Consider the following 26,888-nt stretch of genomic DNA (forward strand, 5'->3'; position numbering starts at 1 on the left):
ACGATTCGGACGTGCGGCGTAACCGGATCATCAAGCAGAGGGAATTCGGGGAGTAGCCATTTATGGCCAAGGCGGACGCGTGGGGCGCGCCCGGAGGGAAGGCTTTTGAGCGTCGCAACGCGCGGCGCGACGGTCTTGCCGGCAATACCCGGCTGATCGCCGAACCCGCCTATAGGCGGCTGCTGGCGGCCGAGCCTTGGCTGCGCCGCTCGATCCCTGCCCTCATCATCATCTTCCTGATCGTCATCGCCGCGCTGCGCGTCCTGTCGCTGATGAACGAGCGCGACGAGGTCGAGCGCGACGCCAAGGCAATCCTTTCGCTGGCGGTGGGTCAGATGGCGAGCGCGATCGCCGCCGACCCGAATACGGCCACCGTCAGCGCGGCGGACCTGATGGAGAGCACCGGCCGCCAGGGCGCCATGGGCCGCAGCCATGTGCTGGCGATCACCGACGGCAGCTTCAAGATCATCGCCGTGTCGCCGCTGTCGAGCGGCTGGCAGGGGCGTTCGCTGGACAGCCTCGTTCTCGGCGGCCAGCCGCTGTTCATGTTCGGCGAGCGCGCCGGCGTCATGGAGGTCAGCATCGGCGGGCAGGACTGGTACGCGGCGGTGAGCCTGACGGCCAGCCGCAAGAACGCCGCCGCCGCTCTGGTGCCGAAAGACGCAGTCTTCGACAGCTGGCGCAAGACGGTCTCGCTCAACGTCACCCTGTTCGTGCTGACGGCCGGCGTGCTGATTATCATCCTCTACGCCTATTTCGGCCAGGCGGCGCGCGCCCAGGCCGCCGACCGCATTTACCTCGAGGCGCATCAGCGCATCGACATGGCGCTGGTGCGCGGCCGCTGCGGCCTGTGGGACTGGGACATGGTGCGCGGCAAGATGTACTGGTCGCGCTCGATGTACGACATGCTGGGTTACGAGCCTTGCGACACGATGCTGTCCTTCGGCGAGGTCGACGAGATCATCCATCCCGAGGACGGCGACCTGTTCGAGCTTGCCAACCGCATCGTCGAGCGCGAGATCGACCATATCGACCAGGTGTTCCGCATGCGGCACGCCGACGGCCAATGGGTATGGATGCGCGCGCGGGCCCAGGTGATCGACCCCGAGGCGCCGGAGATCCAGCTGATCGGCATCGCCGTCGACGTCACCGAGCAGCGGCATCTCGCGCTGCGCTCGGAGGCGGCGGATCTGCGCTTGCGGACCGCCATCGAGAACATCAACGAATCCTTCGTGCTGTGGGATGCCGCCGAGCGGCTGATCATGTGCAATTCCAAATACCAGAAGGACAACGGCCTGTCGGACCGCGACGTGATGCCGGGCGCCGTGCGCGCCGTGCTGGAAGAGCGGATGCTGGCCTTCGCCTCGGAGCGCAGGCTGGCCAATGCCAACGGTCCACAGGGCGGCTCGACGTTCGAGCGCCAGCTTGCCGACGGCCGCTGGCTGCAGGTCAACGAATTGCGCACCAGGGACGGCGGCACCGTCTCGGTCGGCTCCGACATCACCCAGATCAAGCTGCACCAGGAAAAGCTGGTCGACAGCGAACGACGGCTGATGGCGACGATCCACGACCTCAGCCTCGCCCGCCGGGCGGAAGAGGAGCGCGCCAGGGAACTGGTCGAACTCAACCGCAAATACATGAAGGAAACCGAACGCGCCGAGGCGGCGAACCGGGCGAAGTCGGAATTCCTGGCCAACATGTCGCATGAGCTGCGCACGCCGCTCAACGCCATCATCGGCTTCTCCGAACTGATGGAACAAGGCCTGTTCGGGCCGCTCGGCTCGCCGCGCTACGAGGAATATGCCACCGACATCAACGGCAGCGGCAAGTACCTGCTCGGCGTCATCAACGACATACTCGACATGTCGAAGATCGAGGCCGGCCAGTTCTCGATGGACCGCGAGGAGATCGACCTCTGCCCGCTGATCAAGGAGACGGTGCGCGTCATCTCGCTGCAGGCGGCGGAGAAGTCGATCACGGTGGAGACCCGCATCGCCGATGCGATGCGGCTGTTCGCCGACCGCCGCGCCATCAAGCAGATCGCTATAAATCTGCTTTCCAACGCCGTGAAGTTCACCGGTCAGGGCGGGCACATCTCGGTGCGGGCGCGCAGCGCTTCAGGAGCGCTGGTTCTGACGATCGAGGACAATGGATGCGGCATCCCCAAGGCGGCGCTGAGCAAGCTCGGCCGGCCGTTCGAGCAGGTGCAGAACCAGTTCTCCAAGAACCATGCCGGCTCCGGCCTTGGGCTCGCCATCTCGCGCTCGCTGGCCGAGCTGCAGGGCGGCGCGTTGAAGATCCGCTCGACCGAAGGCGTCGGCACGATCGTGTCGGTGCGCATCCCGCTGAAGAAGGCGACGCCTTCGGTAAAAGCTGCGGCTTAGTTTTTCAGCTTCGCGTGTTTCAGAATCCGGCTATGTCGGCGGGACAGCACCCCCTCTGTCCGGCAGGACAGAGGGGGGCGCGAAAGAACGTGGCCTTTCGAGAGTCCGGCACTCCAGTCGCCGGATCCAGATCATTCAGCCTCACTGCACGCCGTCGTCGCCGTCCCCGCCGTCCCACTGCCGATGACGTCCGAAGCGGCCGCCCTTCGGCAGTTCGCCCTTTTCGATCTTGCCGTCATTGTTCCTGTCCAGCATGGCGAACAGCTTCTTCTGGCGGCTCGTGATGTCGTCTGCGGTCAGCGTGCCGTCGCCCCTGGTGTCGAAGCGCGCGATGATGCGCCTTGCCATGCGCTCGAAGCGCGCCTTCTCCAGCGCGTCGGCGAGCTCGCCGACAGTCAGCTTGCCGCCATTCTCGGCGACGAGCTTCTTCAGCCGCGAGTCCATGGCGTCGGAGAACTGGTCGAAGGTGATGGCGCCGTTGGGGCTCTTCAGCGCCTCGTCGAGGCGCTGCATCATGTCGTCACGCATTTTGGCGCTGGCATTGTTTTCGGCATAGGCCGTGGTGCCGACAGCGCCCGCGAGCGCCATGAAAGCAAGGGCAAGCTTGGTAGACTTTCTCATGGTCTTCTCCTGTTGCATCGTCACCCCCGATGCCAGGACGGCAACCTCTCAATCAGATTCAGGCCGCCATCCATCTCTTTGTTCGAGCATCGGATTTCCTCCGCATCGGGCCCGACGCTCTCGCCGTAACATTCATCCCTTCGTCATGAGTTCTTCGCACGCAGCAAGAGGTCGAAATCCTGTCTGACCTTTCGCGACGTCTCCTTGAGATGCGCTTCCAGAACAGCGAAATCCGGCAGGTCGGTCACCGCCAGAAGCAGATCCGAGAGCCCCGGCGGCACGTCGTCGCGCTGGAACTCACCGGTGAGGCAGAGCCTGATCATCTGGGTCAGCGCGAGATAGAGCGTGTAGGCATCGCACAGCTGCTGCCTGACATCGGCGCCGGCGAAATCGGGAGAAAGCCTCGCCAGGATGTCGGCCGTCGCGGTCACCCTGCGGCCGGCCTCGACGACATGGCCGGTGAGCACCGCCACCTGGGCGATGAATTCGAGATCGATCAGGCCGCCCGGGATCAGCTTGATGTCCCAGCGGTCGCGCGGCGGCTTTTCCTTCTCGATCAGCGCGCGCATCTCCGACGCCTCGGCCACCACCTTGGCGGCGTCGCGCTGCAGAGCCAGCACGGCGGCCACCTCCGTCTCCACCTCGGCGCAGAGTGCGGCGTCACCGCCTATGGCGCGCGCCCGCGCCAGCGCCATGTGCTCCCAGGTCCAGGCGTCCTGGCGCTGGTACTTCTTGAAGGCATCGACATGGGTGGCGACCGGCCCCTTGTTGCCGGAGGGGCGTAAGCGAAGGTCCAGCTCGTAGAGCACGCCCTCCGCCGTCGGCGCCGAGACGGCGGCAATCAGGCGCTGCGTCATGCGGGTATAGTAGTGGGAGGGCGCAAGCGGCTTTTCGCCGTCGGACTCCTCCGCGTCCGGATCGTGGTCGTAGAGCAGGATCAGGTCGACATCGGAGCCCGCCGTCAGCTCGCGGCTGCCGAGCTTGCCCATGCCGAGCAGCGCCACGGTGCCGCCGGCGATGCTGCCGTGGCGCAGCGCGAATTCGGCGATGACCGCCTGCAATGCCGCCTCGATGGTGAGATCGGCAAGGTCGGAAAAGGCGCGGCCGGCGCGGGCCGGATCGATCGCGCCGGCAAGCAGCCTGACACCGATCAGGAATTTTTGCTCCGAGGCAAAGATGCGCAAACGATCGAGCACGTCCTCATAGGCGCGGTCGCCCTCGATGAAAGCGGCGAGCCGCGCCGAGAGATAGGCGCGGTCGGGCAGTTCGGCGAGCAAAGCCGGATCGAGCAGGCCGTCGAAGACATGCGGCCGGCGCGTGATGATGGCGGCAAGCCTCGGGGCGGCGCCCATGATCGTCGCCATCAATTTCAGCAGCGCCGGATTGGACTGCAGCAGCGAGAAAAGCTGGATGCCGGCAGGCAGGCCGGCAAGGAACTCGTCGAAGCGCATCACCGCCTCGTCGGCCCGCCGCGTCTGGCCGAAAGCCTTGAGCAGCGCCGGCGTCAGTTCGGTCAGCCGCTCGCGCGCCTCCGCCGACAGGGTGACGCGGTAGCGGCCGAAATGCCAGCCGCGAATGACGCGGCAAATGTCGCTCGGCCGCTGGAAGCCGAGGCGCTGCAAGGTCTGCAGCGTATCGGGATCGTCGACGTCGCCGGTGAAGACTAGGTTGCCGACGCCGGCCGAAAGTTCCGGCGCGGTCTCGAACAGCGCCGCGTAATGACGCTCGACCTGCTGCAGCGAGGCGCGGAAGGCCTCGGCGAAGCGCGCCTGATCGACAAAGCCGAGCATGCGGGCGATGCGCTCCAGCCCCTCGTCGCTCTCGGGCAGGATATGGGTCTGCTCGTCCGCGACCATCTGGATGGCATGCTCGACGCGGCGCAGGAACCAGTATTGCCGGGCGAGCGCATCGCGCGCGTCGGCGGTGATCCAGCCGCGCGCGGCAAGCTGGCCGAGCATCGGCACCGTCTCGCGGCCGCGCAGTTCCGGGAAGCGGCCGCCGGCAATCAACTGCTGCGTCTGGACGAAGAACTCGATCTCGCGGATGCCGCCGCGGCCGAGCTTGACGTTGTGGCCCTTGACCGCGATCTCGCCGTGGCCCTTGTGCGCATGGATCTGGCGCTTGATCGAGTGGACGTCGGCGATCGCCGCATAGTCCATGTATTTGCGCCAGACATAAGGCTGCAGCTCTTTCAGGAACGCAGCGCCCGCGGCGAGATCGCCGGCCACGGGACGCGCCTTGATCATGGCGGCGCGCTCCCAGTTCTGGCCGCGCCCCTCATAGTAGTGAAGCGCCGCCTCGACCGGTATCGCCAGCGGCGTCGAGCCGGGATCGGGCCGCAGCCTCAAATCGGTGCGGAAGATATAGCCATGCTCGGTGCGGTCCTGGAGGATCCGCACGAGGCGGCGTGTGAGACGCGCAAACAATTCCGTCGCATCGAGCGGATCGACGATCGCCGGCGCGTCGGGATCGAAGAAGACGACGAGGTCGATGTCGGACGAAAAATTCAGCTCATGCGCGCCGAGCTTGCCCATTCCGAGCAGGATCCAGCCCGACTGGCGCGCCGGGTTTTCGGGGTTGGGCAACCTGAGCTTGCCCTGCCCGTGCGCGTCGCGCAGCAGGAAATCGACGGCGGCGCGGGTGCAGGCGTCGGCGAGGTCGCTGAGGCGCCGCACGGTCAGCGCTGGCTCGGCCTCGCCGGCGAGATCGGCCAAGGCGATCAGGAAATGCGCTTCCGTCTTGCACTGCCTGAGCTCCATCATCAGGCTCTGCTCGGAGACCGTCTCGGCCCGCGCCGCCTTGCCAATGGCCTCGCCGATCGCCGCCAGCCGAGCCTTCACATCGGCGTCGAACAAGGCATCGAGGATTTGCGGGCGGCGGCGCGCCACATCGCGCAGGAATGGCGACAGGTCGAAGACGGCGGCGAGGAGGTCCTGGTCCACGCCCTCGGCCGCCAGGAATGTTTCCAGGCGGGCAAGGCCTTCTTCCGCGGCGGCCGAAGCGATTTCCGACAATTCGCGCCTTGCGCGATCTGCGTCCAGCGGCAAAAGCGTTGCCGCCGGTTGCAGGCGCCATTCGGTATCAATGCGTTTCGCAGCCATCCTCACCGCCATCATTGGTTCGCCCGTGCGGGAAAACTCATGATAACGGACAATCCGGGATTGGCGGGCAGAAGATCAAGCCTGCCCTTGTGGAAAGTCATGATCGCCTTGGCGAGGCTCAGGCCCAGGCCCGACCCTGGCTGCGAGCGGCTCTTCTCCAGCCGCACGAAGCGCTCGGTCACCCGGGCGCGATCGGCATCGTCGGGAATGCCCTGGCCATTGTCCGTGACCGACAGCCTGACTTCCCTGTCGATTTGCTGTAGCGCCACGCGAACGGACGGCTTCGTCGTCGAGTCGGTCGAATATTTGATGGCATTGTCGACGATGTTCGAAAGCGCCTGGCCGATCAGTTCGCGATTGCCGTTGACGGCGAAATCCTCCTCGACGGAGGTCTCGATCGTCACGCCAGCCTCTTCGGCCACCGGCTCGTAGAGCTCGACGACGTCGCGGACTGCTGCCGCAAGGTCGACCGGGCTGGTGGTCTCCGAGGAATAGCCGGCCTCCAGCCTGGAGATCATCAGGATGGCGTTGAAGGTCTTTATCAGCTGGTCGGATTCGGCGATCGTGCTTTCCAGCGCCTGCCGGTAGTCGGGGGTCCTTTGCCGGCCGGCAAGCGTTGCCTCGGCGCGGTTGCGCAGCCTGGTCAGCGGCGTCTTCAGATCATGCGCGATGTTGTCGGAAACCTGCTTCAGCCCCTCGTTCAGCTTGGCGATCCTGGCCAGCATGGCGTTGAGGTTCTCGGACAGGCGATCGAACTCGTCGCCGGCGCCGGTGACCGGGAGACGACCGGTAAGGTCGCCGCCCATGATGCGGCGGCTGGCCTCGGACACACTGTCGATGCGCTTCAGCGCGGCGCGCCCGACGAAGAACCAGATCAAGAGCCCGCCAAGCCCCATCATGCCCAGCGCCAGCATCAGGGCGCGGCGGATGACGGCGCGGAAGCGCTCGGGCTCGCCGAGGTCGCGGCCGACCAGCATGATCATCTGGTTGGGAAGTCTCAGCACCAGCGCGATCGCGTTGTGGCCCTTTTCGCCCTCGGCCTGCGTCTCGCTCTCGCCGGCCGGGGGCGTGGTCTGGTCGGGAGCCTGATTGCGCTGCCGTTCGAGCTCGCCCTCGCCGAAGCGCTGGTATGAGAACGGCTCGGTCGTCCAGCCCTCGGTCTCGATCACCCCGGGCGCCAGGCTCTGCACGTTGCCGGTCAGGATCTGGCCGTTGGTGTCGGCGATGAGATAGAGATTGGCGCCGGGCTGGCGCGACCGGGCTTCGACAACGCGCACCAGTACCGGCAGGCCGCCGCGCTGATAGGCGCGGGCAAGCCCGAGCACCTCGTCGTTGATGGTCTCCTGCGTCTGCGCGGTCAGCATGCGCGCCGACAGCGAGGTCATGTAGAAGACCAGCAGCACGGCGCACAGGGCGAAGAGCAGGAAATAGAGCGCCGAGAGCCGCGCTGCCGTCGTCCTCATGATGGCGGGCACGGACAATGCCATGGCAGGTGCTACCCGCCCTTCAGCATATAGCCGGCGCCGCGGACCGTGTGCAGGATCGGTTTGTCGAAACCCTTCTCGATCTTGCCGCGCAGGCGCGAGACGTGGACATCGATGACGTTGGTCTGCGGATCGAAATGATAGTCCCAGACATTCTCGAGCAGCATGGTCCGCGTCACCACCTGGCCGGCATGGCGCATCAGATATTCGAGCAGGCGGAACTCGCGCGGCTGCAGCGTGATCTCGCGCGCGGCGCGGCGGACCGAATGGGAGAGCCGGTCGAGCTCGAGATCGCCGACCCGGTAGACGGTTTCGGCTTCCCTGGCGCTGGCGCGGCGGTTCAGCACCTCGACGCGGGCGAGCAGTTCGGAAAAGGCATAGGGCTTGGTCAGGTAGTCGTCGCCGCCGGCGCGCAGGCCGGTGACGCGATCGTCGACCTCGCCCAGCGCCGACAGGATTAGCACCGGCGTCGTGTTGCCCCTGGAGCGCAGGCCGGCGATCACCGACAGGCCGTCGCGGCGCGGCATCATGCGATCGACAACCATGACGTCATAGTCGCCGGCATCGGCGAGCGCGAAGCCGGTTTCGCCGTCGCCGGCGACATGGGCGGTGTGGCCGGCCTCGGCAAAGGCCTTCTGCAGATAGTCGGCGGCCTCGCGATCGTCTTCTATGACGAGAATCTTCATAGAGCCGTTATACGCGATTTCGCCCTGAGATTGAGTGGCCGGCATGAGCATCAGGGCCTTTGATGGTTGGGAGCGGCAGCGGGCGATGGGAAGCCCGCTGCCGCCGGGGTCGGAACACGGTGACTGACTAACGTATTCGGGCCCCGTGCTTTCCCCTGCGGCGGCTCGGGGGTGTTGAAACCGCCGCTTCGGGAAAAGTTGCGCGATCGTCAGCCCTTGGCGACGGGCAGCGCGACGAAGCGGTTCGCGTCGTCGCGGGTGATCTGCACCAGCACCGCCTTGCGGCCCGACTTCACGGCGTCGGCCATCGCCTTGTCGACATCTGCCGTGCCGCTCACCTCGGTCGAGTTGACCGAGGTGATGACATCGCCGGGCTGGATGCCGCGATCGGCGGCGTCGCTGTCGGGATCGACATCGGTGACCACCAGCCCCTTGCCGTTATCCGACTTGGTGACGGTGAGGCCGAGATCGGCCAGCGTGTCGGCCTTTGGCGTCGCCGGCTGCTTGTTGTCATCGTTCGACGCCTGCTTGTCGCCCGCCGGCAGCTTGCCGAGGTCGACCTTGACGTTCTCGCTCTTGCCGTCGCGCCACACGGTGACATCCACCGACTTGCCCGGGGCGTAGGCGCCGATCAGACGGGCGAGCTCTTTCGGCGAAGCGACGTCCTTGCCGTCGACCTGGGTGATGACATCGCCGGCGGCAATACCTGCCTTCTTGCCGGGGCCGTCGTCCTGGGCGCTCGACACCAGCGCGCCCTTTTCGGACTTCAGCCCGAGTGACTCGGCGATGTCGGAGGTGACCGGCTGGATCTCGACGCCCAGCCAGCCGCGCTGGACGGAGCCGCTCTTCATCAGGTCCTGCACCACTTCCTTGGCGGTCGAGGCCGGGATGTCGAAGGCGATGCCGACGCTGCCGCCCGAGGGCGAGAAGATCGCGGTGTTGATGCCGACGACCTGGCCGTTGAGGTTGAAGGTCGGGCCGCCCGAATTGCCGCGATTTACCGAGGCGTCGATCTGCAGGAAGTCGTCATAGGGGCCGGCGCCGATATCGCGGCCGCGGGCCGAGACGATGCCGGCGGTCACGGTGCCGCCAAGGCCGAACGGATTGCCGACGGCCACCACCCAGTCACCGACGCGAACCTTGGAATCGTCGGCGAAGTCGACATAGGTGAACTTGCCGTCGCCTTCGACCTTGAGCACGGCGAGATCGGTGCGCGGATCGGTGCCGATCAGCTTGGCGTCGATCTCCTTGCCGTCGTTCATCACCACGGTGAAAGCGGAGCCCTCTTCGACGACATGGTTGTTGGTGACGAGGTAGCCGTCATCGGAGATGAAGAAGCCGGAGCCCTGAGCGACCGGGCGTGGCTGGCCGTCATTGTGGCCGCGGTGATTGAAACGGCGCATGCCGAACTGGCCGCCCTGATCGCCGAAGCCACGGAATTCCTTGAAGAAGCGGCGCAGCTGCGGATTGTCGGGCAGGTTGTTCATGCCGTCCTGATCGTCGGACTGGTCGGAACCGTCATCGGCGGCGGGCTCGATCTTGGCCTTGACTTTGACGCTGACGACGGCCGGGGAAACGCGCTCGACGACATCGGCGAAGCTTGGAACCTGCGGCGCCTCGACACGCACTGCGTCGGCCAGAACGGGGGCGGTTCCGGTGGCGAGCGCGCCGACGCCGAGCGCGCCGATGACAGCCAGCGACGCAACGGTCGCGGTCAGGCGCTTGCGGGTGCCGAAATATGAATTGGGGGCAATATTCATGGGTCTCGTATCCTCTTTCACAAGGGATGCGCTCAGGCTGGCATCCTCCGGCAAGAGGAATAGAGAGCCGCACATTACGGCGCCATTTCCGGTACATGAAAGTTTTGTAATGTTGGCGCTCAGTCGCGCAGCATCTTGTCCAGCGCCGCCCGCTCCTCGGCGGTGAGCGTGTTCGCGGGGGCCGCGCGGCGCGAGCGGGCGCTGAGCAGGATGAACAGCCCGCCGGCAAGGAGAAGAACGACCGGCGTGCCCCACAGCAGCGCGTTGCGCAGGCTGAAGCGCGGCTTCAACAGCACGAACTCGCCATAGCGGGAGACGATGTAGTCCATCACCTGCTGGTCGCTGTCGCCGGCAACGAGGCGCTGGCGCACCAGGATGCGCAGGTCGCGGGCGAGGTCGGCGTCGGATTCGTCGATCGACTGGTTCTGGCAGACCATGCAGCGCAGGCCTTCCGAGAGCGCTCGCGCCCTCGCCTCCAGTGCCGGATCGGCGAGCACCTCGTCTGGCTTCACCGCGAAGGCGCTGCCGGCGAAGAGCAGGCCCAGCAGCAACGCCAGCGAGGCGAGCGAAACCCTGACCTTCATGGCGCGCTCGCGGCAGGCGCGGCGCCGGCCGGCTTGCGGCGGCGCGACGGCGCGCCGACGCGCAGGCGGCGGTCCATCAGCGACATCAAAGCGCCCGCCATCATCACCAGGGCGCCGCCCCAGATCAGCGTCACCAGCGGCTTCCACCACAGCCGAACGACGACGGAGCCGTCATTGCCCTCGTCGCCGAGCGACAGATAGAGCTGGCTGAACCCGATCGTCCTGATGCCGGACTCGGTGGTCGTCATCTGCCGCACCGGATAGAAGCGCTTGGCCGAACTGATCTCGCCGCTGGCGTTGCCGTCGGCGCCGATGACGAGGAAGCGGCCACGGTCCTCGCTGTAGTTCGGTCCTTGCGCCGGGTAGAGGCCCTCGAAGCGCAGCGTGTTACCGGAGAGCTCCACCGTTTCGCCGGCGTGCATGGTCAGGATCTTCTCGGTGCCGAATGAGACAGTGCCGACTATGCCGAGCAGGGTCAGGCCAAGGCCGAGATGCGCGAGCGCGGTGCCGAACACCGAGCGCGGCAGGCCGGTAAAGCGGCTGAGCACGACCGCCGGCGCAACATTGCCGAGCCCGGACTTGACGGCGAGATCGGTGAGCGCGCCGCAGAGCAGCCAGACGGCGAGACCGACGCCAAGGGCGGCGAACACCGAGGCGCCGTCGATGAACAGCGCCGTCACCAGCACGGCGGCAAGTGCTGCCGCGAAGGCCGCCATCAGCCGCTGGGCGGCGGCAAGGACGTCGCCGCGCTTCCAGGCAAGCAGCGGTCCGAACGGCACGATCGCCAAGAGCGGCAGCATCAGCGGACCGAAGGTGAGGTCGAAGAAGGGCGCGCCGACCGAGATCTTGCCGCCGGTGATGGCTTCGAGCGCCAGCGGATAGAGCGTGCCGACCAGCACCGTGGCCGTGGCGGTGGTGAGGAAGAGATTGTTGAGGACCAGCGCGCCCTCGCGCGAGATCGGATGGAACAGGCCGCCGGCGGTCAGCCTCGAGGCGCGCAGCGCGAACAGCGCCAGCGAACCGCCGATGAACAGCGTCAGGATGCAGAGGATGAAAACGCCGCGCGCCGGGTCAGTGGCAAAGGCATGCACCGACGTCAGCACGCCGGAGCGCACCAGGAAGGTGCCGAGCAGCGACAGCGAGAAGGTGAGGATCGCGAGCAGCAGCGTCCATATCTTCAGCGCCGAGCGTTTCTCCATCACGATCGCCGAATGGAGCAACGCCGTGCCCGCGAGCCACGGCATGAAGGAGGCGTTCTCGACCGGGTCCCAGAACCAGAAACCGCCCCAGCCGAGCTCGTAATAGGCCCAGTAGGAGCCCATGGCGATGCCGCCGGTGAGGAACATCCAGGCGACCAGCGTCCATGGCCGCACCCAGCGCGCCCAGGAGGCGTCGATGCGGCCCTCGATGAGCGCGGCGACCGAAAAGGAGAAACAGATCGAGAAGCCGACATAGCCGAGATAGAGCAGCGGCGGATGGATGGCGAGGCCGAGGTCCTGCAGGATAGGGTTCAAATCGCGGCCCTCGATCGGCGCCGGGTTGAGCCGGATAAAGGGATTGGACGTCGCCAGGATGAACAGGAAGAAGGCGGCGCCGATCGCCCCTTGCACGGCGAGCACATTGGCCCTGAGCGTCGCCGGCAGGTTTGAGCCGAAGACGGCGACAAGCGCGCCGAAAAAGGTCAGGATCAGCACCCAGAGCAGCATCGAGCCCTCGTGGTTGCCCCAGGTACCGGTGATCCTGTAGATCAGCGGCTGCAGCGAGTGCGAGTTCTCCCAGACGCTCGCCACCGAGAAATCGGAACCCGCATAGGCGCTGGCCAGCGCGGCGAAGGACAGCGCGGAGAGCGCGAAGCCGGTGACCGCCACCGGACCGCCAACCGCCATCATTTTCAGGTTGCCGACGCGCGCGCCATAAAGCGGCACCAGCATCTGCACCAATGACAGCGCAAAGGCCAGGACGAGCGCGAAATGTCCGGTTTCGACCATTATTCGCTCTTGCTTTCCTGCCAGACACCCTTGGCCTTCAGCCCGTCGGCGACTTCCTTCGGCATGTAGCGCTCGTCATGCTTGGCAAGCACGCTGTCAGCGACGAAAATGCCGTCCGCGCCAAAGCTGCCTTCTGTGATGACGCCCTGCTCCTCGCGAAACAGGTCGGGCAGGATTCCAGTATAGGTGACCTTGACCGATTTCTGCTTGTCGGTCACCGAAAAGGCGACCGTCGCGCCCTGCCCGCGCACGATCGTGCCCTTTTCGACAAGACCGCCGAGGCGGATGCGCTGGCCGGGCTCGACAGTCGCCGTGGCCAGATCGCCGGGCATGTAGAAATAGGACGCCTTCTGGCCAAGCGCGTAGAAGGTGAGACCGGTCGCGGCGGCGAGGAATGCCAGCCCGGCCACGATCACCGACAGTCGCTTCTGCTTGCGCGTCATCATCTACTCCGTCGCCGCCAGGCCGAGCGTGGCGGCAAAGGCGGTGAATTTCTTCGCTTCCTCGCTGTCGGCGCCAAAGGCGGCAATGGCGCGGCCGAGCGCATCGCGCGCCTGGTCGGCCTTGCCCAGCACCGCATAGGAACGAATGAGCCGCATCCATCCTTCCACATCGCGCGGGTTTTGCTTTAGCTTTTCGTCGAGGCTGGCGACCATGGTCTCGATCATCGCTTGCCTGTCCTGCGGCGACATCTGCTGCGCTGCGTCCACGGCTTGCGCATCCGGGCCGTTGGCGGGTGCACCCGCCGCAGCGGACTTGCTTGCCGTGTCGGCCAGCGCCTGCTCGACCGCGCCGCGCCACGGAGAGTCCGGCGGCAGCGCGGCCAGCATTTTTTGCCAGGCCGCCGTCGCCTCGCCGGTGCGGCCTTCCTGCGCCAGGCCCATCGCCAGATAGAAGCTCGCCTTCGCATTGGCGGGGTCCTGCTTCAGCGCCGCCTCGAAGGCAGCCTGAGCCTCGGCCGAGACGATGCCGCCGGCGGCGTTGGCGATCGCCTCGCCGAGACCGGCCTGGCGGGCCGCGCTGTCGCCGTCGAGGCGGATGGCGTTGCGGTAGGCGCTGACCGCGTCGGAATAGCGCTGCAGCCGCAGATAGACAGGCGCCAGCACGTCCCAGCCCCTGCCATCGGACGGGTTGGCGGCAAGATGCGCCTCGGCACGCGCCACCAGCTCGTCGACCGAGGAGTCGGCGGGGTTCTTGGCGAGCCTCTCCGTCAGAGGCTGCGACGGCAGGTCGGGCGAGCCGAGCTTGATATAGAGGCCCCAGCTGACCAGCGGCACCGCCAGCACGGCCGCCGTCGCGACCAGCCTGGTCGCCATGGATGACCGCCGGGCGGCCGGGCCGGACTGACCAGCAGCGCCCAGGCGCAGGATGCGACGACCGATTTCGGCGCGCGCTTCCTCAGCCTCCGCCGGCTGGATCAGGTCACGCGCCACGTCGCGGTCGAGTTCCGACAACTGGTCGCGATAGACTTCGAGGTCATGCTCGCCGGCGCTGGACGCGCCCTTGGTGCCGCCGGCCAGCGGCAGCAGCACCGCCAGGCTGGCGCCCAGCGTGAGGATCGCGGCTATGACCCAGAACAGCATGGTTCTTCCAATAACGGCAGAGCCCTGCCCTGCCAACACAGGCACGCTGCGACGCTTTGACGGCCAAGCGTCCGCCCGTCATTGATCGACGTCAACCCGACAGGCCTCTGGCCGGTTTCTTCTTGATGCATGTCGTTGTCCCAAAACCGCTTCACACTTTTGGGCGACATGCATTGGTCAGGTCAGCGGCGTCCAGCTGCCGTCGCCGTTGCGGCAGGCGGTACCGCGCGCGGTGGCGCTGGCGGTGCCGGTGAAGACGGTATGGGTGTACTGCCGGCAGTCCTGCGAACCCACCCTATACGGCTGAGCTGCGACGACTTCGCCGGAATGGCCGGTGCTGTCGCCCTTCCAGGTCACCTTCTGGCCGCTCGCCGTGTATTCGAGCGCCTTGTATTCGGCTTCCAGCGCCTTGCGCTTGTCGGTGTCGTCGAGGCCGGAGCCGATCGATCCGCCGACAAGGCCGCCGTGCATGGCCGAAATGATCGTGGTGGCCACCTTGCCGCCGGCCGGCGGCGTAGCGGCCGGCGTGACGCCGGCGTCCGGGCCGCCCCGGCTCAGCGTCGTGCAGCCGGAAACGGCCAGCAGTGCGGAAACGAGCGCGACGCGAATCTTCATGCCAACAACCGGTTTTCTCGAGCAGGATGTGCTGGGGGCGGCGCCATCGGGAAAGTTGGCGTGGCCATAGTGTTGATGTTTGTCGGAAATTTGGCCGCGGCCGCCGACATCGGGAGCAATCGACGTGGCGCATACCATGCTCCGCCCATCGATGTCGACCGGCCCGGGCAAGGCATCACTGAAGGCTCCGCAACCGCACCACCGCCTTCAAGCCGCCCGTGGCGGAGCGTTCCAGCGCCAGCACGCCGCCATATTCGTTGACGAGGTCGGCGACAATGGCGAGGCCGAGCCCGGTGCCGGGCTTGGTTTCGTCGAGGCGCCGGCCCCGCTTCAGCGCCTCGCGCGCCTTGTCCTCGGGAATGCCCGGGCCGTCATCCTCGATCGATATCTCGAACAGGCCGACGCCGGGAACCGGCGCCACCGAGACGGCGACCGCACCCTTCGCCCATTTCAGGGCGTTGTCGAGGAGGTTGCCCAGCAGTTCCTCCAGATCCTCGCGCTCACCGCCGAAGATGATCTCGGCCGCCGGCAGCGACAGTGTAAGCTTGATCTCCGGCTTGAGCTTCTGCAGCACCCGCACCATGCGCTGCACCAGCGGCGTGACCGGCGTGCGGTAGACTACGCTGTCGCGCTGGGCGGCGACGCGCGCCCGCTGCAGATAGTGGTCGACCTGCTTCTGCATCGAGGCGGCCTGTTCGGCGATGAGCTGGCCCTTGGCGCCGCCGAGCGCCCGGCCCTCGTTGAGCAGCACCGCGAGCGGCGTCTTCAGCGAATGGGCGAGGTTGCCGACCTGCGTGCGCGAACGCTCGACGATGCGCTTGTTGTTCTCGATCAGCGCGTTGGTTTCGTTGGCAAGCGGCTCGATCTCGGCCGGGAAGCGGCCGTCGAGCCGCTGCGCAGTGCCCTCGCGCACCATGGCCAGCGCGTTGCGGACACGGCGCAGCGGCTGCAGGCCGATCAGGATGGCAATGGCGTTGATGGCTATCATGCCGACGCCGAACAGCGACAGATAGGTGAGCAGGCGGCGCTGGAAGGTAGCGATCTCCTGTTCCAGCTCGGTCTGATTGCCCATGACGCGGAAGCGCGCGGCGCGGTTCTTGGCGTCGAGGACGAATTCGCTCTCGAACACTTCAAGCTCCTCGCCCTTGATGCCTTCGGCCGAGTAGCTGCGCTGGAAGTTCGCGTTAAAGGGAACCTCGGCGACGGAAGGCGACAGGACCGACGTCGTCATCGAGGAGGAGTGGATCTCGCCGTGGACGCCCTCGGAGGCCGGCTCCACGGACCAGTACCAGCCGGAATTCGGTTCGGAAAAGCGCAGGTCGCCAAGATCCGGCGCGCCGGTGAGCGCCCCGTTGTCGGAAATGCCGACCGACCCGATCAGGTTGAACAGATGCGCCGACAGCAAGCTGTCGAAGCCGCGCTCGCTCGCCTGACGGTAAAGCGTTGTGATCAGGGTGAAGATGACGACCAGCGTCAGGATCGCCCAGAGGGTCGAGAACGCAATGACGCGGAAGGCCAGCGAGCGCGGCCAGAGCCGCGCCGCGAAAGGCTTCCTTGCGATTGTAGCGAGCGGTTCCGCCTTACGCCTCCGGCTCACGCATGCGGTAGCCCATGCCGCGCACGGTTTCGATCATGTCGATGCCCATCTTCTTGCGCAGCCTGCCGACGAAGACTTCGATGGTGTTGGAATCGCGATCGAAATCCTGGTCATAGAGGTGTTCGACCAGTTCGGTGCGCGATACCACCTCGCCCATATGGTGCATGAGATAGGCAAGCAAACGGAATTCGTGCGAGGTCAGCTTCAGCGGCACGCCGTCGACATCAGCTTTGGATGCCTTGGTGTCGAGGCGCAGCGGCCCGCAGGTCAGTTCCGACGAGGCATGGCCGGCGGCGCGCCGGATCAGCGCCCTGACCCGCGCCAGCACCTCCTCGATGTGGAAAGGCTTGGTGACATAGTCGTCGGCGCCGGCATCGATGCCGGCCACCTTGTCGCTCCAGCGGTCACGCGCGGTGAGGATCAGCACCGGCATCTTGCGGCCGCCGCGGCGCCAGCGCTCGACCACGCTGATGCCGTCCATCTGCGGCAGGCCGATATCGAGGACGACGGCGTCGTAAGGCTCGGTGTCGCCGAGGAAATGCCCCTCCTCGCCGTCGAAGGCGCGGTCGACGACATAGCCGGCGTCGACCAGCGCGTCCGACACCTGCCGGTTGAGATCCTTGTCATCTTCGACGACGAGCACACGCATGCCGGAGTTCAAACCTCTTGACGTTCAGGGCGGATATACAGCGATTCCAATAGTTTGGGAAACTTCGATATCAATTCAGCGGAACGACGATCTCGGTGCGGCGCGGGCGCTGCCCATCCTTGCCGGGCACCAGCACGACGATGACGCAGACCGCCTGGCCGCCACGCGTCGCCTGCGAGGCCTTGGCCAGCGTGCCGCCATTCTGCGCCGCCACCTGCTGGCCGATCGCGTAGCAGTCCGATGCGGCGACCACGAACGGCTGCGTGTCGTCAGGCGCGATGGCCGGAGCCGACATTGCCTGCGACGCGAGCAGGCCCGTCGCTGCGAGCGCCAGTGTCGCGGTTCGGAGATGGGAGCGAAACGTATTCATGGCAGGCGTTGTAACGCATCGGTGCTGAACGTGAAATGAACGGTGAACGCCCGAAAAACCATGCCCGCAACACCCCCTGAAACGCAACTGCGATCGCGCCGTTCCCCTCAGGCCCGACCCCAGACTCATAACCGGAAAACGGCGGTGGCGGCTAATGGTTTCGTTGCAGACCTTTCGCCTTGCCGCGGGTAGAGTACGAAGACCCGATGAGGAGAGTAGCAGGCGATGGGACGCGAGGAACTTGCCGAACTTTACCGTGGCTACATCGCGTGTCTCAACGCCCAGGACTGGGCCAATCTCGGCCGGTTCGTCGGCGAGGCGGTGCAGTACAATGGCGAAACGGTTGGACTGTCGGGCTATCGGCGCATGCTCGAAGGCGATTTCCAGGCCATTCCCGATCTCCGTTTCAGCATCGAACTCCTGGTTTGCGAGCCGCCGCGCGTGGCTGCCCGCCTGCATTTCGACTGCACACCCAAAGGCAGGTTGTTCGGATTGCCCGTGAACGGCAAGCGGGTCAGCTTCGCCGAGAACGTGTTTTACGAATTTCGCGACGCGCACATATGCGAGGTCTGGTCGGTCATCGACAAGGCCGAGATCGCGGCTCAGCTTTAATGCGATCCGTCAGGCGTCTTCCCGCGTGACGGCGCGGAAGCGCTGCAGTCCATGATGGACCGCAAGGTCCTCGTCGTAGCGAGCCTCGGCGAACTCCAGCGACAGGCGTGTTTGCCCGCGCGGGCCGATGGACAGCGCCGCTCCCGCAAGGCGCGCCTCGATGCGGTTCATGATGAGGCGCGTTTCAGCCTCGCCATGGGCCTTCGACCAGACATGCAGCGTGACAAGCTGGTCGGCGTCGTTGTCGGCGCCGGTGTCCTGGTCGAACGCGCTGGTGTGGCCGTACGTGACATAAGGAAAGGCGGCGTTCTCGGTTGCCCGCTCGAGCAGGCCGGCGCCGCCCAGCAGCGCCGTCAGCTTCGCGTCACTCTTCAATCTCTGGAACAAGGCCTGCAGCAAATCGTCGGGCGCCGTCATCGTCGTCTCCGCTCGCCAGTCACGCCTTGGACAATCCCTTGCGCCGCCAACAGTCTTCACATGCAGCGTAGCCGCGTCGCAAGACCCGCGCCAGACCGCATGACACTTCCTGTCCGGATATGACTGGCCTGGCGTCAGGAATGCCTTGTCGCCTTGCGGCAGTTCCGCAAGGCTGGACTGATCTCCGTCAAGACACCGGCGCAGCGCCGCCCTCCTCGGTGCGTCGGGCGATGAACTCGTCGAGCACGCCGGCCGTGGCGGCGGCCGAAGCCGGGGGCTGGAAGTCGGCGAGCAGCCGCTTCCAGATGCCGGTAGCGCGCTCGGTGGCACTCTTCGAACCGGCCTGCGTCCAGCTACCGAAGTTCGACCAGTCGGCGACCAGCGGCTCGTAGAAGGCGGTGCGGTAGCGCGCCATGGTGTGACCGGCGGAGAAGAAATGGCCGCCCGGTTGCACCTCCGCGATGGCCTCGAAGCCGATGGAATCCTCGTCGCCGGGTATCCTCGAGCAAAGCTCGGCGACCGTCTGCAGCGCCTCGATGTCGGTGATCAGCTTCTCGTAGGAGACGCTCAGCCCCCCTTCCAGCCAGCCGGCGGCGTGGATGCAGACGGTGGCGCCGGCCAGTACCGAGCCCCACAGCGCGAACTGCGTCTCATGCGCGGCCTGAGCGTCGGAAATGTTGGCGGCGCTGCCGCCGCCGGAGCGCCAGGGCAGTCCGGTGAAGCGGGCGAGCTGGCCGGCGCCGAGCGTCGCCTTGACGTGCTCCGGCGTGCCGAAGGCCGGCGCGCCCGACTTCATGTCGACATTGGAGGAGAAGGAGCCATAGACGACCGGCGCCCCGGGTCGCACGATCTGTGCCAGCGTCAGCCCTGCCAGCGCCTCGGCATGCTGCAGCGTCAGCGCGCCGGCAACGGTGATCGGCGCCATGGCGCCGGCCAGGCAGAAGGGCGTGATGATCGACACCTGGCCGGCCCTGGCGAAATCGATGATGCCTTGCGCCATCGGGATGTCGAGCTGGCGCGGCGAGGTGGTGTTGATGACGGTGTAGCAATGAGCGCCGGCGCGGAACTCGTCCTCGGAGAGGCCGCGCGCCAGGCGGACCATCTCGAAACTGTCGTCGACCTGCGGAGTGCCGCGCGCGAAGACGAACGGGAACTTGTCCGAGAGCGTCAGCTGCGCCCGGTTGACGGCATAGTGACGGAAGCGATTGTCGACATCCTGCGGCTCGATGCTGGGACAAAGCATGTGCAGCACGTCGAAATGCTGGATGAGCTTGGTCAGTTCCTCGTAGGCGGCCAACGTGCCCGGCCGCCGGCCGCGTTCGAGATCGGTGACGTTGGGCGCGCCGGCCCCGGCGAGGAAGGTCATCGAGCCCAGTTCGAGCATCAGATCGCGATCGCGCGCGCCGCCATGGGCTTTGATCGAGCGCGGCGCCGAGGCCAGTGCCGCCTCGACCAAGTCGCGGCCGATGCGCACCATCTGGCTGTCCTCGTCGACCAGCGCGCCGGCGCCGGCCAAGACATGCCGCGCTTCCGGCAGCAGCACCTTGATGCCGAGTTCCTCCAGCACGCGCAGCGCCGTGTCGTGGATGGCCGCGACCTGGTCCTCCGAGAAGATCGGCTGCGGCAGGAACGGGTTCTTGAGCGACCGGTAGTCCGGCCGGCGGCTTGACTCGCTGCCCGCCTCGCCGGTGCGTCCACGCCGGCGTTCGCGCCTCAGATCGCAGGCGACATCTTCAACCATGTCAGATCCTCCTTGGAATAGGATGACTTTTCTTCGAAGCGTCATCCCGTTCCATCTTATCCTCTTGTTTGGGCATGATCTTTTCCGAAAACCGGTTCCCACTTTTCGGGATCATGCTCTATTGCCGCATCGCCTTGCCGTCGGGGTCGTGGGGTGAGGCGGGGATGACGCGCGCCGGCCGTTCGACGCCGACAATGTGCACCGAAAGCTCCGTCCCCTCCCCGGCGAAATCGTCGTCCACCAACGCCAGCGCGACGCTCTTGCGAACCGTGTAGCCATAGCCGCCGGAGGTGACGAAGCCGACGCGCCGACCCTTGTGCCAGACCGGCTCGAAACCGCTGGCGTCGGCATCGACGGCATCGATTTCCAGCGTCACTATCCGCCGCGAGACGCCGGCGTCACGTTCCTTCAGCGCCGCGTCGCGGCCGATGAAGTCGCGCTAAGCCGTGACCATATACCCACTGTACATATGTGTCTAGACACTTATGTCCAGAGCTTGCGCGTGGCGGCTGGCCGTGCCACTTGTGTGTCCATGATCATGATCGCTCCGCAGGACGAGGCGGCGCCCGGCAACATCAAGGTGACGCGCCAGGACTGGATCAATCTCGCGCTCGAAATCCTGATTTCCGACGGTATCGAGAGCGTGCGCGTGCTGTCGCTCGGCCAGAAGCTGGGTGTGTCGCGCTCGAGCTTCTATTGGTATTTCGAAAGCCGGCAGGATCTGCTCGACCAGTTGCTGAGGCATTGGCATGAGACCAACACCAAGGCGATCGTCGAGCGCGCCCGGCGCCCGGCCGCAACGATCATCATGGGGGTGCTCAACGTGTTCGAATGCTGGGCCGACGAGCGCATGTTCGACCCGAGGCTCGATTTCGCCATCCGCGAATGGGCACGCCGTTCCGACGACGTGCGGCGCATGATCGACCAGGCCGACGACGATCGCCTCACCGCCATCCGCGACATGTACCATCGACACGGCTATGACGCGGAGAATGCCTTCATCCGGGCGCGCGTTCTCTACTACATGCAGATCGGCTACTATGTGCTCGACCTCAAGGAACCGGTCGAGGCGCGCGTCAGCCATCTCGCTGCCTATCTGCGCGCCTTCACCGGCCAGGAGCCGAGCGATGCGGACGTGGCGCATTTCATGCGCTTCATCGCGGCGCGGTGATTTCGCTCTAAGTTCTTGTTTTGCGTAATTCCGGACGGAAAACCGCTACGCACTTTCCTGGAATTGCTCCAGGCACCATCAACCTTAGCGATCAACAAAGCTTGTGTGTGGCTTCGCTGCCCTTGTGAGCGGTGGTAAAATGGTCGAATAGTCGCGCAGGGTGCCACTCTCCGAAACTACCGACGCCGTTTCGGGGCAGTGCGCTGGGGCGGAATTCTGCAATGGCAAGTCCTTTGAGACCACGCAAGAGAAGAGGCCGCATCGCCTCGGCGCTGCTTGCCGTCGACGCCTGGCTCGATTCCTCGCTCTACGAGATCGGCTTCAAGGCGCGGGAATTCTGGGAAGCGGCGACCATCTTTTCCCGCCGCTTCCGCGTCAAGGGCTGGCGGCGCGGCATCATCGAGGTGCTCAGCGAAGGCTTCACCATGGGCGCCGGCGGCGTCGTCGTACTGCTTGCGCTGGCCATGCCCGCCTTCCAGATCACCGACGGTGACTGGCGCGCGCAAGGCGACTTCGCCGTCACCTTCCTCGACCGCTACGGCAACGAGATCGGCCAGCGCGGCATCATCCAGCGCGATTCCGTGCCGGTCGACGAGATGCCCGACCATGTCATCAAGGCGGTGCTGGCCACCGAGGACCGGCGCTTCTTCGACCATTACGGCATCGACGTGCTCGGCCTGTCGCGCGCCATCTTCGAGAATGTGCGCGCCAACTCGGTCGTGCAGGGCGGCTCCAGCATCACCCAGCAATTGGCCAAGAACCTGTTCCTGACCAATGAGCGCACCCTGGAGCGCAAGATCAAGGAAGCTTTCCTGTCGCTGTGGCTGGAGGCCAACCTTTCCAAGAAGGAGATCCTGCAGCTCTATCTCGACCGCGCCTATATGGGCGGCGGCACGTTCGGCATCGAGGCGGCGGCGGATTTCTATTTCGGCAAGAGCGTCAAGGATCTGAGTCTCGCCGAGGCGGCGATGCTGGCCGGCCTGTTCAAGGCGCCGACCAAATATGCCCCGCACATCAACCTGCCGGCCGCCCGCGCGCGGGCCAATGTGGTTCTGTCCAACCTCGTCGATTCCGGCTTCATGACCGAGGGCCAGGTGCTGCAGGCAAGGCTGCACCCGGCCGACGTCGTCGACCGCGGCGAGCAGAAAAGCCCGGATTACTTCCTCGACTGGGCCTTCGACGAGGTCAAGAAGATCGCCAAGCCCGGCCAGCATTCGCTGGTCGCCCACACCACCTTCGACGCCAACATCCAGAAGGCGGCGGAGGAATCGGTGGAATTCCATCTCCGCCAGTTCGGCAAGGAATACAACGTCACCGAAGGCGCGGTGGTGGTGATCGAGACCAACGGCGCGGTGCGCGCCATCGTCGGCGGCCGCGACTATGGCGCCAGCCAGTTCAACCGCGCCACCAAGGCGCTGCGCCAGACCGGCTCCTCGTTCAAGCCCTATGTCTATGCGACCGCGATGGAGCACGGCTTCACGCCGGACTCGGTCGTCTCCGGAGGCGCGATCAGTTGGGGCGGCTGGTCGCCGCACAACTACAATGGCGGCTCGGCCGGCAACGTGACGCTGATCACGGCGATCGCCAAGTCGATCAACACCGTGCCGGTGCGGCTGGCCAAGGACCATCTCGGCATCGGGCCGATCAAGGCGATGGCCGAATCGATGGGCGTGGAGTCGCCGCTGGAAGGGCACAAGACCATGGTGCTCGGCACGTCGGGCATGACGGTGATGGACCAGGCGACGGGCTACAGCGTCTTCGCGCAGAACGGCCTCGTCGGCTCGAGGCACGGCATCACCCAGCTCGTCACCCGCACCGGCGATGTCGTCTATGACTGGGCCAAGGACGCGCCGCCGCCGCACCGGGTGCTGTCGGAGCAGGCGCTGAAATACATGAACACGATGCTGGCGGCGGTACCGGTGATCGGCACGGCACGGCGCGCCCAGCTTCCCAATATCGTCGTCGCCGGCAAGACCGGCACGACGCAATCCTATCGCGATGCCTGGTTCGTCGGTTTCACCGGCAACTACACGGCCGCCGTCTGGCTTGGCAATGACGACTTCACGCCGACCAACAAGATGACCGGCGGCACGCTGCCGGCGATGGTGTGGCAGCGGCTGATGGTCTATGCGCACCAGAACATCGACCTGAAGCCGATCCCCGGCCTCGACCACCCGTTCGTCGATCCGGAAGTCGCGGCCAAGGCTGAGGAGGCCGCCAAGAAGAACGCCGAGGCGGCCGAAGCGCAGGCCGCGGCCGAGCGGCCGCCGGTGTTGTCCAGCCAGACCACCCAGATGCTGCGCGAGATGACCAAGGCGTTCCAGACAGCCCCAGTGCTCGACGCGCCCAAGGCGCCGGAAACGCTGTCGGCGCTCTGAGCGCGGGTGACGGATCGCCGTCATTGCCAAGCTGGAAAACCTCTCATCTGACCGAGCTTCGCTTGTCCCCTTCTCCACTAGGGGAGAAGGGGACAACCCGCTTGCCACGAGGCCCCTGCCCGCGATATCCCCGAACGGCAAGTTCTCCTGTTTTGGCTGTTCATGCTCAAGACCGCCCTCCTGACGCTGCTTTCGCTTGCCATTGCCGTCGGCGTCGGCGGCGGTAGCGTCTGGTATGCGCTGCAGGCGCAGGACGGCGTCGGCGCGATCAGGATCGGCCAATGGACGGCCTTTCCCGAGATCGGCACGCAAGGCGCCGATCCCTATTCGAAAGCGCGCGTGGCGCGCGAAGGAGTGCTGGCGCTGGGCAAGGCCGAGGGCCTGTCCTTCATCGCCGAGCGCGATGCCGCAGGCGAGCCGTTGAGGCGCGAATGCGCCTATACGATCGAAGGCGGATTCCCGACCGCCCGCTTCTGGACGCTCTATGCCGCCGACCAGTCGCTGGGCGTGGTCGACACCGGCAAGCCGAGGCTGGCCGCGCTTCAGTCCTACCAGGTGCTGCGCCAGCCCGACAATGCGGTGACGATTGCCGTCGGCAACCGCCCCGCCCCCGGCAACTGGCTGCTGACCGACGGCTTCGGCAAGATGTATTTCGTGCTCACCTTCTACGATACGCCGATCGCCAGCAGCACCGGCCTGTCCGACGTGGCGCTGCCCAGCATCGTGAAAGTGGGCTGCAATGCGTAGGCTCTTCCACGCCGTGCTGCTCGGCCTGATCGGCGCCGGCATCGTCCATATCGTGGTGCTGATGCTGGTGCCGGATTTTTCCGAGCGCGATGCCTGGTCGCGGCTGGCGATGGCCTCGGACCTCTACAGGATGACCAGGCTCGACGCCGAGGCCGGCGGCGCGCCGGTGGTGAAGTCGGTTGATCCGCTGTTCTACGCGGCCGCCTGCCGCTTCGACCTCGCCGAAGGCTTGGTGCGCATCAAGGCGCCGGGCCACGTGCCGTTCTGGTCGGTCTCGGTCTATGACCGCAACGGCCACAATTTCTATTCCTTCAACGACCACACCGCGACCGGCGGCGTGCTCGATACGGTGGTGCTGACGCCGGCGCAGATGATCGATGTGCGCCGCGAACTACCGGAGGAGCTCCAGGGCGCGATCTTCGTCGAGGCGCCGATCGAGGAAGGCATCTTCGTCATCCGCGCCTTCGTGCCGGACGACAGCTGGAAACCGATCGTGTCACGCTTCCTTGAGCAGAGCTCCTGCGAGCTGCAGGAGTACTGACCGGCCGGCCCCGCCTGCGCTATCCCCAAGTGCTGGAGCGTCCTTGCCGCCCTCTAGTGATGCGGCACGGGCGTCGGCGGCTTGTCCGGGCCAGCCGGCCGCGTCTCGCCGGCCACTGGCGGCTGTTCGTAGCGGACGCCGGGGAAGATGATCACCGCCGCCGGCGTGCCGGTGTTCTGAACTGCTCGATTTACTGGTGCCGGTCGCGGCACGAAAGACAGTACCATGCCCATGGTTCGCGTATTCCTCTCGGTTGCACCGGAGCAGAACGCAACGCCTCCAAAGTTGATTAAGGCGGGCAGAGGGTTAACGGAGCGCTAACGGATCGCCGCTAATTTGATCTTTGTTTCTGGCGGACGCGAAACCGGCACGGTTCGGTCGAGCAAAGCCAGGCTTGTGTCGAGTATCGGGCGTATCCTCCGTGTCATCTTCGGATTTCAGGCAAATCGCTATTCGGACGGAGGCGGGAAAGGCCGAAAGGCTGTTCCGCGCATCGGTATCGGCATTCTGCTCGCTCACGCGCCCATCGCGGCGCGAGATCGGCCAGCTCGAGGACCTGACGCTGCCGCTGTTCGAAGAGGTGTCGGTCGAATCGCGCCGCTACGTCGCCGCCGCGCTTTCCGAATGCGAATACGCGCCAGGCGCCCTGGTCCGGCGGCTGGCTGAGGAGCCGGTCGACATCGCCGCTCCCTTGCTGACCCGCTCGCGGGCGCTGAGCGACATCGACCTCATCGCGCTGATCGGCCGCCACGGCCTGCCGCATGCGCGCGCCATTGCGCGCCGCAAGGAACTGAACCCGACCATCGCTGATCTGATCAAGGCGCTCGAGAAGCCGACGCTGGTCAGGGTGCGGCCGCCGCAGCCGATCGCGCAGCCAGTGTCCGCGAAGGCCGAAGCGGCGCCGGCCAAAGCCGAAGCGGCGCCGGCCGCGGAATCGCTGGCCATCGCCAGCGACGAGGATGCGCGGCAACCGCCAGGCATGGCTGCCGAAAATGCCAGGCGCCGGCTGCGCGCGATGATGCGCCCTGAAACCGGAAGCGAGAGTGTCAATCCGTTCGTCGGCCGGGCGAGCTTTGTGAAGCTGCGCGAGACCGCGCTGACCGGCAATGCGGCGTTCTTCCAGACCGCGCTGGCGGACGCACTCGACATCGATTTCCAGACGGCGCGCTTGCTGACCGAGCAGGCCAGCTATGCCGCGCTGCTCGCCGCCTTGCGCTCGCTCGACCTCAGCGAGGATCGCGCCTTCCTGATCGCCGTCGCCGTCTACCCCCGGGAGTTTCCCCATCCGCAGGCGATCCGCCTGTTCCTCGACCGCTACCGCCTGCTGCATCGCGAGGCGGCGCTCGACAAGGTGCGCAACTGGAAGGCCGAGACCCTGTCGCGGGCGATCCTCGGCAACGCCGCCGATACGGCGAATGACGAGGAGCGCCGGGCCTCTAACAGCGGCGACGCGGCCGCCAGCCTCAAGGCGTCATGAGTCCGTCCTGACGGACAAAAGCTCCTCGACCGGAACGGCTCCGGCCTCGATCTCGACCACCCATATATCGGGATCGAACTTCTTCTCGCGCTCCAGCTTGGCGTCGAACGGCGCGGCATCGTCGCCGGAGCCGAGCAGGCTGAAGAAGCGCTCGTCGGGCTTGGCCGAATCGTAGCTGGTCTGCGGCGCCGGCCCGAACAGGGCGACCTCGCCCAGCCCGCCGCGCGACAGCACGAAGATCGCGCCCGCCTCGGCCGCGCCGCGCTTGACCACGGCGGCAAAACCGCCGGCGGCGAACACCCGGCGCAACAGGGCCGACACCCACAGGTCAGTGGTCACGCGCATGGCAAGGTTCCGGACGACATGCGCGGCTCCTTACAGC

24 protein-coding genes and 1 pseudogene are annotated in these 26,888 nt (G+C 66.1%); 7 read left to right on the forward strand and 18 right to left on the reverse strand.

The window, feature by feature from the left end:
* Positions 1 to 62 precede the first annotated feature (62 nt).
* Complete coding sequence (locus PU724_RS06150) at positions 63 to 2,384, forward strand: PAS domain-containing sensor histidine kinase (protein WP_354420832.1); 2,322 nt, start codon at positions 63 to 65, stop codon at positions 2,382 to 2,384.
* Positions 2,385 to 2,525: 141 nt separating this feature from the next.
* Here PU724_RS06150 and PU724_RS06155 read toward each other — a convergent pair whose 3' ends face one another.
* The 13 genes from PU724_RS06155 to PU724_RS06215 all read right to left on the reverse strand — a co-directional run bounded on the left by PU724_RS06155 (position 2,526) and on the right by PU724_RS06215 (position 17,422).
* Entirely contained in the window at positions 2,526 to 3,005 is a 480-nt protein-coding gene (locus PU724_RS06155) for an EF-hand domain-containing protein (protein WP_354420834.1), read from the reverse strand.
* A 143-nt stretch (positions 3,006 to 3,148) separates the two neighbouring features.
* Positions 3,149 to 6,118: a bifunctional [glutamine synthetase] adenylyltransferase/[glutamine synthetase]-adenylyl-L-tyrosine phosphorylase gene (locus tag PU724_RS06160; RefSeq protein WP_354421260.1), complete on the reverse strand. Its 2,970-nt coding sequence runs from the start codon at positions 6,116 to 6,118 to the stop codon at positions 3,149 to 3,151.
* Entirely contained in the window at positions 6,118 to 7,593 is a 1,476-nt protein-coding gene (locus PU724_RS06165; RefSeq protein WP_292168817.1) for a sensor histidine kinase, read from the reverse strand. Before PU724_RS06165 ends, PU724_RS06160 begins: the two co-directional genes overlap by 1 nt.
* A gap of 8 nt (positions 7,594 to 7,601) precedes the next feature.
* The gene (locus PU724_RS06170) at positions 7,602 to 8,276 is read right to left on the reverse strand and encodes a response regulator transcription factor (protein WP_187331196.1); all 675 of its coding nucleotides are present in this window, start codon (positions 8,274 to 8,276) and stop codon (positions 7,602 to 7,604) included.
* A 209-nt stretch (positions 8,277 to 8,485) separates the two neighbouring features.
* Complete coding sequence (locus tag PU724_RS06175; protein WP_354420837.1) at positions 8,486 to 10,036, reverse strand: Do family serine endopeptidase; 1,551 nt, start codon at positions 10,034 to 10,036, stop codon at positions 8,486 to 8,488.
* A gap of 119 nt (positions 10,037 to 10,155) precedes the next feature.
* Positions 10,156 to 10,620: a cytochrome c-type biogenesis protein gene (locus PU724_RS06180; RefSeq protein ID WP_127284043.1), complete on the reverse strand. Its 465-nt coding sequence runs from the start codon at positions 10,618 to 10,620 to the stop codon at positions 10,156 to 10,158.
* A complete protein-coding gene (locus PU724_RS06185; protein ID WP_127284044.1) occupies positions 10,617 to 12,608 on the reverse strand; it encodes a heme lyase CcmF/NrfE family subunit in 1,992 nt (663 codons plus the stop codon). The genes PU724_RS06180 and PU724_RS06185 overlap by 4 nt, the downstream gene beginning before the upstream one ends.
* On the reverse strand, positions 12,608 to 13,051 hold the full coding sequence (gene ccmE / locus PU724_RS06190; protein WP_127284045.1) for a cytochrome c maturation protein CcmE: 444 nt from the start codon (positions 13,049 to 13,051) through the stop codon (positions 12,608 to 12,610). Before ccmE ends, PU724_RS06185 begins: the two co-directional genes overlap by 1 nt.
* Positions 13,052 to 13,054: 3 nt before the next feature.
* On the reverse strand, positions 13,055 to 14,191 hold the full coding sequence (gene ccmI, locus PU724_RS06195; protein ID WP_127284046.1) for a c-type cytochrome biogenesis protein CcmI: 1,137 nt from the start codon (positions 14,189 to 14,191) through the stop codon (positions 13,055 to 13,057).
* A 177-nt stretch (positions 14,192 to 14,368) separates the two neighbouring features.
* Positions 14,369 to 14,806, reverse strand: a complete 438-nt coding sequence (locus PU724_RS06200; protein ID WP_127284047.1) for an RT0821/Lpp0805 family surface protein — start codon at positions 14,804 to 14,806, stop codon at positions 14,369 to 14,371.
* 175 nt (positions 14,807 to 14,981) lie between these two features.
* Positions 14,982 to 16,403, reverse strand: coding sequence for an ATP-binding protein (locus tag PU724_RS06205; protein ID WP_127391050.1), 1,422 nt, complete (start codon positions 16,401 to 16,403; stop codon positions 14,982 to 14,984).
* Positions 16,387 to 17,052, reverse strand: coding sequence for a response regulator transcription factor (locus tag PU724_RS06210; protein ID WP_127284049.1), 666 nt, complete (start codon positions 17,050 to 17,052; stop codon positions 16,387 to 16,389). The genes PU724_RS06205 and PU724_RS06210 overlap by 17 nt, the downstream gene beginning before the upstream one ends.
* 70 nt (positions 17,053 to 17,122) lie before the next feature.
* A complete protein-coding gene (locus tag PU724_RS06215) occupies positions 17,123 to 17,422 on the reverse strand; it encodes a hypothetical protein (protein WP_127284050.1) in 300 nt (99 codons plus the stop codon).
* Positions 17,423 to 17,647: 225 nt separating this feature from the next.
* Between PU724_RS06215 and PU724_RS06220 the strand changes: the two genes are divergently transcribed.
* A complete protein-coding gene (locus tag PU724_RS06220; RefSeq protein WP_127284051.1) occupies positions 17,648 to 18,034 on the forward strand; it encodes an ester cyclase in 387 nt (128 codons plus the stop codon).
* Between the two features lie 9 nt (positions 18,035 to 18,043).
* Here the strand turns inward: PU724_RS06220 and PU724_RS06225 are convergent, their stop codons facing one another.
* From PU724_RS06225 to PU724_RS06235, 3 genes and pseudogenes are all read right to left on the reverse strand, one after another.
* Positions 18,044 to 18,451 carry a DUF3168 domain-containing protein gene (locus PU724_RS06225; protein WP_127284052.1) on the reverse strand — a complete coding sequence of 136 codons (408 nt, stop codon included), beginning with the start codon at positions 18,449 to 18,451 and terminating at the stop codon, positions 18,044 to 18,046.
* Positions 18,452 to 18,638: 187 nt separating this feature from the next.
* Entirely contained in the window at positions 18,639 to 20,192 is a 1,554-nt protein-coding gene (locus PU724_RS06230; RefSeq protein ID WP_354420842.1) for a trimethylamine methyltransferase family protein, read from the reverse strand.
* Positions 20,193 to 20,310: 118 nt separating this feature from the next.
* Positions 20,311 to 20,628: pseudogene (locus PU724_RS06235) on the reverse strand (glycine cleavage T C-terminal barrel domain-containing protein); the annotation flags it as partial.
* A gap of 96 nt (positions 20,629 to 20,724) precedes the next feature.
* On the opposite strand from PU724_RS06235, the gene PU724_RS06240 reads away from it, so the two are divergent.
* The 4 genes from PU724_RS06240 (at position 20,725) to PU724_RS06255 (ending at position 25,029) form a co-directional block, all read left to right on the forward strand.
* On the forward strand, positions 20,725 to 21,363 hold the full coding sequence (locus PU724_RS06240; protein ID WP_354420844.1) for a TetR/AcrR family transcriptional regulator: 639 nt from the start codon (positions 20,725 to 20,727) through the stop codon (positions 21,361 to 21,363).
* A gap of 221 nt (positions 21,364 to 21,584) precedes the next feature.
* Complete coding sequence (locus PU724_RS06245; protein ID WP_354420846.1) at positions 21,585 to 23,741, forward strand: transglycosylase domain-containing protein; 2,157 nt, start codon at positions 21,585 to 21,587, stop codon at positions 23,739 to 23,741.
* A 162-nt stretch (positions 23,742 to 23,903) separates the two neighbouring features.
* The gene (locus PU724_RS06250; protein ID WP_127391047.1) at positions 23,904 to 24,488 is read left to right on the forward strand and encodes a DUF1214 domain-containing protein; all 585 of its coding nucleotides are present in this window, start codon (positions 23,904 to 23,906) and stop codon (positions 24,486 to 24,488) included.
* Positions 24,481 to 25,029: a DUF1254 domain-containing protein gene (locus PU724_RS06255; RefSeq protein ID WP_127283109.1), complete on the forward strand. Its 549-nt coding sequence runs from the start codon at positions 24,481 to 24,483 to the stop codon at positions 25,027 to 25,029. The genes PU724_RS06250 and PU724_RS06255 overlap by 8 nt, the downstream gene beginning before the upstream one ends.
* Positions 25,030 to 25,082: 53 nt before the next feature.
* On the opposite strand, the gene PU724_RS06260 is transcribed toward PU724_RS06255, so the two are convergent.
* The gene (locus tag PU724_RS06260; RefSeq protein ID WP_426213056.1) at positions 25,083 to 25,256 is read right to left on the reverse strand and encodes a hypothetical protein; all 174 of its coding nucleotides are present in this window, start codon (positions 25,254 to 25,256) and stop codon (positions 25,083 to 25,085) included.
* 194 nt (positions 25,257 to 25,450) lie between these two features.
* Between PU724_RS06260 and PU724_RS06265 the strand changes: the two genes are divergently transcribed.
* A complete protein-coding gene (locus PU724_RS06265; protein WP_320320727.1) occupies positions 25,451 to 26,506 on the forward strand; it encodes a DUF2336 domain-containing protein in 1,056 nt (351 codons plus the stop codon).
* Here the strand turns inward: PU724_RS06265 and PU724_RS06270 are convergent.
* Entirely contained in the window at positions 26,501 to 26,851 is a 351-nt protein-coding gene (locus PU724_RS06270; RefSeq protein WP_354420849.1) for a DUF1491 family protein, read from the reverse strand. The two genes, PU724_RS06265 and PU724_RS06270, sit on opposite strands and share 6 nt — an antisense overlap.
* Positions 26,852 to 26,888: the final 37 nt, after the last annotated feature.

This window comes from Mesorhizobium abyssinicae, from assembly GCF_049887195.1.
GTDB lineage: Bacteria > Pseudomonadota > Alphaproteobacteria > Rhizobiales > Rhizobiaceae > Mesorhizobium > Mesorhizobium abyssinicae.